Annotated in this window: 7 protein-coding genes and 1 other RNA gene; 3 read left to right on the top strand and 5 right to left on the bottom strand. The window is 76.2% G+C overall.

Annotated features, from left to right (window positions below; genetic code table 11):
- Window positions 1–3 precede the first annotated feature (3 nt).
- Window positions 4–3,636, bottom strand: a complete 3,633-nt coding sequence (locus K1J57_RS33560) for a BTAD domain-containing putative transcriptional regulator (RefSeq protein ID WP_255646443.1) — start codon at window positions 3,634–3,636, stop codon at window positions 4–6.
- 254 nt (window positions 3,637–3,890) lie between these two features.
- Between K1J57_RS33560 and K1J57_RS20290 the strand changes: the two genes are divergently transcribed.
- The 3 genes from K1J57_RS20290 to K1J57_RS20280 all read left to right on the top strand — a co-directional run bounded on the left by K1J57_RS20290 (window position 3,891) and on the right by K1J57_RS20280 (window position 9,634).
- Complete coding sequence (locus tag K1J57_RS20290) at window positions 3,891–4,508, top strand: YbhB/YbcL family Raf kinase inhibitor-like protein (protein WP_220560155.1); 618 nt, start codon at window positions 3,891–3,893, stop codon at window positions 4,506–4,508.
- Between the two features lie 347 nt (window positions 4,509–4,855).
- On the top strand, window positions 4,856–6,940 hold the full coding sequence (locus K1J57_RS20285; protein ID WP_220560154.1) for a hypothetical protein: 2,085 nt from the start codon (window positions 4,856–4,858) through the stop codon (window positions 6,938–6,940).
- Between the two features lie 333 nt (window positions 6,941–7,273).
- Window positions 7,274–9,634 (top strand): bifunctional SulP family inorganic anion transporter/carbonic anhydrase, encoded by a 2,361-nt coding sequence (locus K1J57_RS20280; RefSeq protein ID WP_220560153.1) that lies wholly within the window; start codon window positions 7,274–7,276, stop codon window positions 9,632–9,634.
- Here the strand turns inward: K1J57_RS20280 and K1J57_RS20275 are convergent.
- The 4 genes from K1J57_RS20275 to K1J57_RS20260 form a co-directional block, all read right to left on the bottom strand.
- Entirely contained in the window at window positions 9,586–9,732 is a 147-nt protein-coding gene (locus K1J57_RS20275) for a hypothetical protein (RefSeq protein ID WP_220560152.1), read from the bottom strand. The two genes, K1J57_RS20280 and K1J57_RS20275, sit on opposite strands and share 49 nt — an antisense overlap.
- Before the next feature lie 231 nt (window positions 9,733–9,963).
- Window positions 9,964–10,351, bottom strand: an RNA gene (gene rnpB / locus K1J57_RS20270) — RNase P RNA component class A.
- A gap of 51 nt (window positions 10,352–10,402) precedes the next feature.
- Window positions 10,403–11,041: a histidine phosphatase family protein gene (locus tag K1J57_RS20265; protein ID WP_220560151.1), complete on the bottom strand. Its 639-nt coding sequence runs from the start codon at window positions 11,039–11,041 to the stop codon at window positions 10,403–10,405.
- Entirely contained in the window at window positions 11,038–11,784 is a 747-nt protein-coding gene (locus K1J57_RS20260; protein WP_220560150.1) for a zinc ribbon domain-containing protein, read from the bottom strand. Before K1J57_RS20260 ends, K1J57_RS20265 begins: the two co-directional genes overlap by 4 nt.
- Window positions 11,785–11,889: the final 105 nt, after the last annotated feature.

The raw sequence follows: 11,889 nt of genomic DNA, 5'->3' as shown, positions 1-11,889 counted from the left end.
GGCTCAGCGGCGGTCGGCCGGGGCCTCCTCCGGGACGGCCTCCGCCAGCCACCGGGAGGCGGCGGTGAGCACCTCGTCCGGCGACGGGGCCGCGGCCTCCTCGACCAGGCGGTCGTACTCCGGGGCGCCGAGCTTGTCGCGGAGGCGCGCGACGGTGTGCGCCAGGTGCGGGTCGGTGTCGTCGGGGACGCCGCGCAGCGCCCACGCCCACCCGACCAGCCGGGCCGCCAGGTGCGGTTCCTCCTCCGCCGACACGGCCGCCAGGACCTCGAGCAGCTCCGCCCGGATCGGTCCCATGGTGCCGATGACGCCCCACCACGACCTCGCCGCCTCCCGGCGGGCCCGGGCCGGGTCGCCCTCGTCCCAGGAGATGGTCGCCGCCAGCGCGCACGCCCCGACCTCGACGTAGGCGGGCGCGAACCCGCCGAGCGTCTCCACCGTGGCCTCGAGCCGCTCCACCAGCTCCCTGGCCCGTACGAGATCGCCCACCTCGCGCTGCCACTGGGCCTCGGCCAGCAGCACCAGCACCGCGTGCTCCGGCTGGGCGGGGCGGCCCCGCGCCGCCAGCAGGTCCAGTTCCGCGCGGGCCGCCGCCGTCTCCCCCCGGAAGATGAGGACCTGGACGCGGCGCACCCGGAACACCGCCGCCATGCTCTCCAGCCCCTGGGCCTCGGCCAGGGCCACCGCCTCCAGCAGCATGTCCTCGCAGCGTTCCAGGTCGTCGAAGCGGTGCGCGTCCACCACCTGGGCCAGGGCCTGGCACACCCCCCAGGCGTCGCCGAGGGCGCGGAACTCCGCCAGCGCCGCCTCCGCCTGCTCCAGGGAGGGCCGGAAGCGGCCCAGGAGCATGTCGACCAGGGACAGCATCATGCGCACCATGGCCCGCATCCACGGGTCGGGCCGCTCCAGGGCCCGGGCGATCCGGTCCCGGGCCTCCCCCCGGCCGTCCTCCGTCATCGCCCGGTACATGAGGGTGTAGACGAGCAGGGGGTGCTCCTCCGGGAGGCGGCCCTCCTCCGCGAGCACCTCCTCGATGGCCCGGACGTGCCCCTGGATGTCGTCGAGGGAGTCCGTGGTGGCGGCCGCCCGGTGGAACAGGCAGCTGGCGCGGCCCACGGCGCGCCCCTCGGGTGTGGTGTCGCCCATCATGTCCAGGGCCTGGCCGGCCCAGCGGGCGAGCGGCTCCCAGGAGTCGCTCAGGGTCCAGTACCACTGGGAGTACTCGACGAGGTCCAGGACCAGGTGGACGTCGCGGCGCTCCACCGCCCACCGCACCGCCGCGGCGAAGCCGTCGTTCTCGTCGTGCAGCCGGGCGATCGTCTCTGCCTGGCGGGGGCCGCGCAGCAGCCGGTCGGCCTCCTTCCACAGGTCGCGGACGCGGTGGGCGTGGGCGTCGCGGACCGCTGCGTCCTCCCCGGCGCCGGTAAGGCGCTCGGCGGCGTAGGCGCGGACGGTCTCCAGCAGCCGGTAGCGAGGTGGGGCGTCGGCGCGGCGCGGCTCCTCGGCGACCGCCAGGGACTTGTCGACCAGGGCGAACAGGACGGTCCACACGTCGCGGCCGGCGACCGTGCCGGGGGTGCCGGGGTCGGCGCAGACGTGTTCCACCGATTCCAGGTCCGTGCCCCCGGCGAACACCGACAGGCGGCGCAGCAGGCGGCGTTCGGCCTCGTCCAGCAGCTCCCAGCTCCAGTCGACGACCGCGCGCAGGGTGCTGTGCCGCGGCGTGTGGCGGACGCCTCCCCCCAGCAGGCGGAAGCGGTCGTCGAGCCGGGCGGCGAGCTGGGCGGGGGTCATCGCGCGCAGGCGGGCGGCCGCCAGCTCCAGGGCGAGCGGCAGGCCGTCGAGGGCGCGGACGATGCGCACCACGTGGGGGGCGTTGTCGTCGGTGACGGCGAAGCCGGGGCGGACCGCGCGGGCGCGCTCGGCGAACAGGACGACGGAGGGGGCTGCCGCGGCCTCGGAGGCGCGGGAGTCCTCGGCCGGCAGGGGCAGGGAGGGGACGGGCAGGAGGTGCTCGCCGGGGGTGCCCAGGGGTTCGCGGGAGGTGGCCAGCACGCGCAGCCGCGGGCACCGCTCCAGCAGCAGGGCGGCCAGGCGCGCGGCGTCGTCGACGAGGTGCTCGCAGTTGTCCAGGACCAGGAGCACGGGGTGGTCGGCGATGAACGCGGCGACGCGCTCGACGGGCGGCGGGGGCGGAGCGGAGCGGGGCTGGAGGAGGGCGTGCTCGCGCAGGCCCAGGGTGTCGGCGAGGGCCTCGGGCAGCGAGGCGCCGTCGGTGAGGGGGGCGAGTTCGACGAACCAGGCGCCCCGGGACGCCAGGTCCGGGTGCCCGGCGGCGAAGGCCGCGGCGCCCTCGACGGCCAGCCGGGTCTTGCCCGCCCCGCCCGGGCCGGTCAGGGTGACCAGGCGGCCGTGGGCGAGCAGGTCGACGGTGATGCCGACCTCGGCCCGCGGCACGAACCCGGTGAGCGGCACCGGCAGGTGCAGCGGTGTTCCGACCGCCCCCGCCGCGCCGCCGCCGGTCCCGGCGCCGCCGCCTGCGGGGGCCCAGAGGCCCCGAGAGAGGGCACTCTCCGAGGAGCCAGGGCCGAGGCCCGCGGCCTCCGGCCCGACACCACCGTCGCCGGTGGGGGCCCGGAGCCCCCGGGAAGGGGCACTCTCCGAGGAACCGATACCGGAGCCGGTGGACTCCGGCGCTGCGGCTCCACCGTCTGCGGAGGCGGGAGGCCAGAGGCCCCGGGAGGGGGCCGACCCCGAGCGACCGGCACCGCCGCCGCTCCCAGGGGCACCGGGGTCGGCGGCGCCCGGCGCGGCGCGGTGTCCCCGCCCGGTAGGGGCCGGGGAGCCCCAGCGGTCGGAGGGCCCCGGGGCGCCGGGCCCGTCGGGGGCCGCGGGGGCGGACAGCTGCCCGCGGAGCAGGCGCAGGTGGACGTCCTCCAGGTGCGGGGAGGGGTCCAGGCCCACGTCGTCTGCCAGCCGGGCGCGGAAGCCCTCGTAGGCCGCCACCGCGTCGGCGGTGCGCCCGGCCGCCGCCAGGGCGCGCAGCAGCAGCTCCACCGGCCGCTCCCGGTGCGGCTCGATCCCGGCCAGGGCCCCCGCCTCGGCCACCGCGTCGGCGGTGCGGCCCAGGTCGAGCAGGGCCGCCAGCCGCTCCTCCCGGGCGGTCAGGTGCGTCTGGTCCAGGCGCGCGGCGACGCCCTCGGCCAGCCCCTGGGCGGTCAGGTCCACCAGGGCCGGGCCCCGCCACAGCCCCAGCGCCCGGTCCAAATCCGCGAGCGCGGGCCCGGGACGGCCGGCCGCGCGGTGGCCGCGGCCCGCGCGGACCAGGTCCTCGAACACGCACAGGTCGACCCGGTCCGGCGCCACGTCCAGCCGGTACCCCTCCGGTCCGCCCTCCACCGCCGCCCCGGCGGCCAGCGCCCGGCGCAGCCGGGACACCAGCGCCTGCAGGGCGTTGGCCGCCCCGGCCGGCGGGGCGCCCGACCACACGGACTCGAGCAGGTGGTCGGCGGCAACCCACTGGCCGGGGCGGAGCAGCAGCAGGCCCAGGAGGGTGCGCAACCGGGCACCGCCGATGGTCACGGGCTCCCCGGAGGCGTCGTGCACCAGCAGGGGGCCGAGAATGGAGAACCGCACCCCTCCATCATGGCCCCCCGCGGGCGGTGGGGGGCGTCGTCCACAGGGGCGATGCCGGACACGACGGGTCGCCCCGGGCGGCTCGGGTCCGCAGTAAGGTTCGCTGAGGAGCGTGTGCGGGTGCTCGCGCACGCCCCTCGCCGCGCCCGGCGCCGGGACCGTTCCGGACGCCGCGCCGCGGCCGCTTCCGTCCTGCGGTGCGCCCCGTCCCTACGGCGTTCCGCGCTTTTCCAGAGTCCAGCAGGAGTCCCACATTGTTCCCGGCCCTCCCTTCCCTCCGGACGACCGGGGCGCGGCGCGCGCCCCGCACCTCCCCCGGCGCGCTCACCGGCGCCCTGGTGGCGGGGACGGCGTTGACGCTGACCACCGGCTGCGGCCTGTTCGCCCCCGGGCAGAACGGGGACGTGCCCGACGACATCAACGTCGTCAGCCCGATGATGCAGGAGGGCCGCCCGCTCCCCGACTCCTTCACCTGCGTCGGCTCCGAGCCGGGCGAGGACGGCGAGCGCGAGTCGTACTCGCCGCCGCTGAGCTGGTCGGGCCTGCCCGAGAACACGGAGTCCCTCGCGGTGGTGGTGGACGACCCCGAGGCCGCCGAGGTCTTCTGGGTGCTCTTCGACCTGGACCCGCAGTCGGGTGAACTCCGGCAGAACACGGTGCCCGCGGACGCCCGCCAGGGGCTGAACAGCACGGGCGAGGCCGCCTACCAGCCGCCGTGCCCGGAGGAGGACGACCCGCACAACTTCCGGTTCACGGTGTACGCGCTGAGCGCCCCGCTGGACCTGCCCGAGGGCGCGGAGCTGTCCTCGGCGCTGGAGGCGATCGCCGACCGCGCGCTCGCACGGGGGTCGCTGGTCACCGGCACGGAGTGATCCGGGCCGCCCCGTGCGCGCCGTCCCGGGTCGCCCACAGGTATCCCGGGATGGCCGGTCTTTTCCGGATTCCCCGAGGAAGCTCCCATCGCCCTCTGCACACAGGGCGCGACAGCGCATACAGTGGGGCATGCCCCCGCCCCTTTTCAGATGACCGTTATCCGTCCACTCGCCGCGCGGCACGCTGACCTGAGACCGCACAGGAGTCGCCTGCACCCCTCCCGCTCCGCAGGCCGCCCCTCCGCGGGCCCAGGCGGTCGCCGCCCCGCTCCGACCGGCCCCCACCCGGGCCTGTCCCGGAGGGATCCGGGCGCGCGGCCGACCTCCCCAAGGTAGATGCGAAAACCATGACCCTCACCGTCATCATCATCGCCATCGTCGTCGTGCTGGCCGTGCTGCTGCTCCTGCTGCTGGGCATGCGCGCGCTCAACCTGGGATCGCGCGACGACGGCTACGAGGACGACTACGACTACGACGAGGACGGCGGGGGCGACGCGGACCCGGGGGACGGCGGGGACGACGAACGCGGCGCCCCGCGGGGGCGCGGCCGCGGGCAGCGCCCGGCCGGGCGGGCGGAGCGGCGCCCCAGGCCCAAACCCCGGCGGGGCAAGCGCGAGGACGACTGGGACGACGACGAGGACGGCGGCTTCTGGTCGAGCCTGGGCGACGACGACGAACGCGGGGACCGGGGCGGCCGCGACGACCGGGACGAGCGGGACGGGCGCGGGGACGACCGGGCGCCCAGCGTGACGCAGTACGAGTACGAGGACGACTACGAGGACTACGAGGACGAACCGGCCGGCGCCCCCGGGGCCACCACGGTGCTGCCGCGCGCCACCGGCGCCTCGGACCCGTCCGCCGACCTCGCGGTGCTGGCCAGCCTGGGCCGCAACGACGACGGCCGCCCGGGGCCCGACGACGGACGGGCCCTGCCGCCGCGCCCCGAGCGCGCCGAGCTGCCGCCGCCCGTCCGCGAGCCCGCCCCGTCCGCCCCCGCCGCGCCCGCGGCGCGGGAGGACGACCCCCTCAGCTCCAGTTCCTGGAACGTGCGGACCACCCCGTCCCCGGACTCCCCGTCCCTGGCCGACCGGCTGACCGCGCCCCGCACCGACCCGCTCGGCGACCCCCTGGGCTCCGGCGGCCCGACGCGCGACCCGCTGGGCGCGCCGTCGGCGGGCGGCGCGGCCCCGGGCGGTGCGCCCTACACGCCGGCGCCGTCCTCCCCGTCCCCCTACGACGGCGGCACGGGCGGCCGCGGGCGCCTCGACGACCCGGACCCGCTGGGCGGCGGGTACCGCGCGCCCTCCTCCGGATCCGACGTGGGATCGCCGATCTGGTCGAGCCTGGACACCGGCTCCCACCAGCGCCCGGCGGGCGGCTACGGCGCCGGCCCGGGCGTGTCCGGCGACCCGCTGGGCGGCGGCCTCCCCGCTCCGGGGCGGCCCGACCCGCTGGCGGGCCCGGGGGCGCACGGCCTCCCGGACCGCCCCGCCTACGACAGCGGCACGCACGCGCGATCGGACTACGGCGCGCCCCGGCGGCCCGAGTACGAGACCGGCGAACACACCCGCCCCGCCTACGACACCGGGTCCTACACCCGACCCGAATACGACACCGGCACCCACGGCCGACCCGAGTACGACAGCGGCGCCCACACCCGCCCCACCTACCCCGGCCCCGCCTACGACACCGGAACCCACTCCTACGACACCGGCACGTCCTCCTACGACAGCGGCACGCACGCACGGCCGGACTACGGCGCGCCCCGGCGGCCCGAGTACGAGACCGGCGAACACACCCGCCCCGCCTACGACACCGGGTCCTACACCCGACCCGAATACGACACCGGCACCCACGGCCGACCCGAGTACGACAGCGGCGCCCACACCCGCCCCACCTACCCCGGCCCCGCCTACGACACCGGAACCCACTCCTACGACACCGGCACGTCGCCCTACGACAGCGGCACGCACGCACGGCCCTCGGGCAGTGAGCCGCTGTGGGGCGCGGGAGAGGGCCCCGGACCGGTCACGCCGTCCGGGTACGGCGGCCCGGCCCCGGTGGGGCGGCCCGACCGGTTCGACGCGCCCTCCGGCGGACCCGGCTACGGCGGCGGGTACGGCGGTCCCCTCGGGCCGGGCGCACCGGTCGGCACCCCCGGCGCCGACCCGCTGCTCGGCGGCCCGGGGGCGGGCCACGCCCCCGCCGGCCCGGCCCCCTCTTTCGGCGGCCGGCCGGGCGACGGCTACGACGGCATGCCCGGCGGCTACCCGCCGCGGCAGGCGGAGCCGGAGTACGACGGCTACCTCCCGCTGGAGGAGTGGCACCGCGGCGGGACGCCCGACCCCTACCGGGGGGCGCCGCCCTACGACCGCCGCGAGCAGGAGCACCGGGGCTACGACGAGGGACCCGGCGACGGCCGCTTCCGGTGACCGTGCACCGAACGTGACCGGTGCGCCCGGCCCCCGCTGAGGGCGGGCCGGGGGACGATCAGGGGTTCACAACGCCGAGGTGGCGGGTTCACGCCCGCCACCTCGGTTTTTGTTCTGTCCGGATTCGCGACCGCCTCATGTGAACACGGGAAAATGGTTACCGAAACCACAACAGCCCGTAACACAGAGCCACTCCCATTGACTACAGTTGGTGACTGACACGGCACCCTTCGAGACATCTCGAAGGCCGGACGCCGTGCGCGCCCCCCGGTCCGGACACCTCAAGTCCCCGTGCGCCTACGCATCGTCCGCCCGTACAGAACAGGAGCCGCCTTGCGCAACGACGCCCAGGGAACACCGCCCGCACCGCCCGCCGACCAGGAGCCCGCCCCACGGCCCGACCGCAGGGGGGTCGCGGCCGACGTCGGCGCCTCCCTCGTCGTCTTCCTCGTCGCCGTCCCCCTGGCCCTCGGCATCGCCGTCGCCGCCGGGGCGCCGCTCACCGCCGGGATCATCGCCGCCGCCGTCGGGGGCATCGTCGCGGGCCTCGTCGGCGGCTCCGCCGTCCAGGTCAGCGGCCCCTCCGTCGGCCTGACCATCATCGTGGCCGACCTCATCGCCACGTACGGGTGGCAGGTCACCTGCCTCATCACTCTGCTGGCGGGGCTGGTCCAGCTCGCCCTGGGCGCCTTCCGGATCGCCCGCGCGGCCCTGGCCGTCTCCCCCGCGGTCGTCCACGGCATGCTCGCCGGTGTCGGGATCACCATCGCCCTGGCCCAGCTGCACGTCGTCCTGGGCGGCGAACCGCAGAGCTCGGCCCTGGCCAACCTCACCGACCTGCCCGACCAGATCGTCCACAACCACACGCCGGCCGTCGCGGTCGGCGTCGTGACCATCGCCGTGATGTTCTGCTGGGCCCGGCTGCCCGGCTTCGGGCGGTTCCGGCCCGCCCTCGTCCCGGCCGCGCTGGTCGCGGTCGGCGCCGCCACGCTCATCGCCACCCTGGGGCGCTGGGAGGTCGAGACGATCTCCCTCACGGACTCCCTCGCCCAGGGCTGGATCGGCCCCGCGCTCCCCGCCGCGGGCCAGTGGAACGGCGTCATGCTCGCCGTGGTCACCGTCGCCATGGTGGCCAGCGTCGAGACCCTGCTCTCCGCCATCGCCGTGGACCGGCTGCACAGCGGCCGCCGGGTGATGCTCAACCGCGAGCTGTGCGGCCAGGGCGCCGCCAACGCCGTCAGCGGGGCCCTGGGCGGGCTGCCCATCGCCGGGGGGATGGTGCGCAGCACCGCGGGCGTGCGGGCGGGCGGGCACAGCCCGCTGTTCACCATCCTGCACGGGGTGTGGGTCCTGGTGTTCGTCGCCCTGTTCGCGCACGTGGTCGAGCTGATACCGATGGCGGCGCTGGCGGCGCTGCTGGTGTTCATCGGCGTGCAGATGGTCTCCGTGGCCCACCTGCGCGACCTGCGCCGCCACCACGAGGCCGGGGTGTACCTGGTGACCCTGTCCGGCGTGGTGCTGCTGGGGCTGCTGGAAGGGGTGTTCCTGGGGTTCGCGCTGGCCATGGTCGTGTCCCTGCGCCGCCTGACCCGGCTCACCGTCACCACCGAGGAGCGCGGCGGCCGCGTCCACATCACCGTGCACGGGTCCCTGACGTTCCTGGGGGTGCCCCGGCTCGCGCACGTGCTGCGCACCGTCCCGGCCGGCGCCGCCGTGGACCTGGACCTGCACGTGGACTTCATGGACCACGCGGCGTTCGAGGCCATCCACGCCTGGCGCGTGGACCACGAGCGCACCGGCGGCTCGGTCGACATCGACGAGGTGCACGAACGCTGGTACGAGCGCAGCACCCTGCGGTCGGCCCCGGCCGCCAAGACCGCGCCGCGGGGGCTGGCCCGCTGGTGGGCGCCCTGGGGGATGCGCGGCGGCGCCGGGCCCGAGGAGGTGAACCCGCTCGGGCTGCTCGCGGCGGGGGCGCGCGAGTACCACGCCAGCACCGCCGACCGGATGCGGTCGGTGATGAGCCGGCTGTCCCACGGGCAGAACCCCACCGCCCTGTTCATCACCTGCGCCGACTCGCGCGTGGTGCCCAACCTCATCACGGCCAGCGGCCCGGGCGACCTGTTCACGGTGCGCAACGTCGGCAACCTGGTGCCGCCCCCGGACAGCCCCGGCGACGACTCGGTGGGCGCCGCCGTCGAGTACGCGGTGGCGCTGCTGCGGGTGCCCTCGATCGTCGTGTGCGGGCACTCCCACTGCGGGGCGATGAAGGCGCTGTTGGAGGGCGCCCACCTGGACCCCGACTCCACCGACACCTCGCACATGCGCCGCTGGCTCTTCCACGGTTCCGCCGGCCTGGTCCGGGCGGGCGAACGCGCCGGGGAGCTGGCGGGGCTGCCCACCGCGGAGGCGCTGCGCCGCCTGGCCCAGGCCAACGTCCGCCAGCAGCTCGCCCACCTGATGCTGCACCCCCTGGTGCGCGAACGGGTGGAGTCCGGGGAGCTGGAGCTGACCGGGATGTACTACGACCTGGAGACGGCCCGGGTGCACCTGCTGGACGCCGCGACCGGGGAGTTCACCCCGGTCCAGGGTGTGCACGACGTGGCCGACCCGGTGCCGCGGCCGCGCCCTGCGGACGACCCGGGTCAGCCGCTGGAGGAGTCCTCGGGCGCGTCGTCGCGCCCGTCCTCCTGAACCCCTGAGGCCTGGTAGGTGGCGAGCAGCACGATCGCCACGATCGCCAGGAACGGCAGGCCGAAGAGGACCACCCAGAAGAGGGTCGAGTCGAACAAGAGTCACCCATTCCGTGGACGCCGTCGCCCGCGGCCACCGGCCCCGGCGGTCGCGGGTGCCCGCCGCCGCGGTCGCGGTGGCGGAGCGCTCCGCCCAATCTATCGGTGCCCCCGCTCGTCGACCATCACCACGGGGATGTACACACCTGTCCCCGTGCGCACCGGCGGCCGGGGCCCGCGGGGCGGGGCGGACACGTCCGGCCCGCGCGGCGCGGGTCAGAAGGTTGGAAGGAGGGGAGTCGGCCGGTAAGCCGGATTCTGTCGGTCCGCGAACGGACCGGGCGGTCATCCATCTGGGATCGCCGTTGCCGACGACCTCGGTGCGGTCTACCCGCGGACTCGGGCGGGCCGCCCTCGAACATCCGCGCGGGGATCCGGGGATCCCCTTTTTGACCTTGCTCCGGGTGGGGTTTACCGAGCCGGCCGGATCGCTCCGGCCGCTGGTGGTCTCTTACACCACCGTTTCACCCTTACCACCGCGAGCGGTGGCGGTCTGCTTTCTGTGGCACTGTCCCGCGGGTCGCCCCGGGTCGGTGTTACCGACCACCCTGCCCTGTGGAGTCCGGACTTTCCTCGGATCCGCGCACCCGGCGCGGTCCGCGACCGCCTGGCCGACTCCCCTCGACCACGAAGTCTACCGCCGGTGGCCCGGGCCCGGGCCACCGGCGGTTCAGGCCAGGTGGGAGGTGTCGTTGAAGGCGCGCATCACCATGGGGCCGTCGGCGTAGACGTCCACCTCGGTGAGGCTCGCGGTGTCCAGGTGCATCCGGTACAGGGCCTGCACCGGCGCCAGCAGGGCCTGCTGGACCAGCGTCTTGATCGGGGTGACGTGGGTGACGACCAGGACGGTGCGTCCCCGGTACCGCTCCACCAGGGCGTCGCGGGCCGCACCGACGCGCAGCGACACCGAGGCGAAGGCCTCGCCGCCGGGCGGGGCGGCCCGCGGGTCGGACACCCACCGGTCGACCGCCACCGGGTCGTGCTCGCGCGCCTCGGCGAAGGTCATCCCCTCCCAGGCGCCGAAGTCGGTCTCCACGAACCCGTCGTCGGCCTCGACCGGGAGTCCCAGGGCCTCGGCGGCGTACTCGGCGGTGCTCCGGGTCCGCAGCAGCGGCGAGGAGACGATCGCGTCGACCCCGCGGCCGGCCAGCCGCCGGGCCGCCGCCGCGGCCTGGGCGCGCCCCGCCTCGGTGAGCGGGACGTCGCCCCGGCCCGCGAACCGGCGCTCCACCGACAGCGGGGTCTGGCCGTGGCGCAGCAGCAGCAACCGGGTCGGCGAGGTGTCGGGGGCACCCCACCCGGTGCTCACTGGGCCTCCGGCTCCGCAACACGGACCAGGATGCGGCGGCACTCCTCGCAGCGCACCACGTCGTCGGGGGCGGCGGCGCGGATCTCGCCGATCTCGGCCGGGCTCAGCACCAGCTTGCAGCCCTCGCAGCGGCCGTGGCGCAGCGGTGCGGCCGCGACGCCGCCGTACTGGACGCGCAGCTTGTCGTACAGGGACAGCAGCGCTTCGGGGACGTCCCCGGAGACCCGCTGCCGGTTCTCGACGACGCGGGCCCGGTCGAGCCCGATCCCGGCGACGGCGGTGTCGCGGCGGGCGACCACCGTCGTGTAGTCGACGCGGGCCTGCTCGGCCGCGGCCGTCAGCCGGACCACCTCCGCCGACAGGGTCTCGACCTGCTCCATCGCCTCCAGGACGACCTCCTCCAGCTCGCCCTGGCGGCGGCCCAGCGAGGCGATCTCGGACTGGAGGTTCTGCAGCTCCTTGCCGCTGGTGATGCGCCCCGACTCCAGGCGCTCGGTGTCGCGGGCGGCGCGGGCGCGCACCTGGTCGACGTCGCTCTCGGCCTTGCGCTGGGCGCGCTCGGCGTCCGACAGGCGGGTCTGGGCGGCGATCAGCTCGCCGTCGAGGCGGTCGGCGAGCTCGGCGAGCCGGGTCGCCTCGGCGACCTCGGGCAGGGTCGCGGCGCGGTGGTCCAGGCGCTGGACCTCCAGGTCCAGTTCCTGGAGGTCGAGCAGTCTGGCCTGAGCGGCGGGTTCGGCTTTCACTTGTTTCTCCTGGGGTGGTCGGAAAAGGCGGGTACGCCGTCCGCGCTCTCAACTCTGTGCAGTTCGATGACACCGTGCAGTTCGATCGGGATGCCCGGCGGCGTG

It is taken from the genome of Nocardiopsis sp. MT53, assembly GCF_019598965.1.
Lineage (GTDB): Bacteria > Actinomycetota > Actinomycetes > Streptosporangiales > Streptosporangiaceae > Nocardiopsis > Nocardiopsis changdeensis.
Note: the sequence above shows the minus strand (reverse complement) of the source record. Positions and strands in the feature narration are given on the sequence as shown.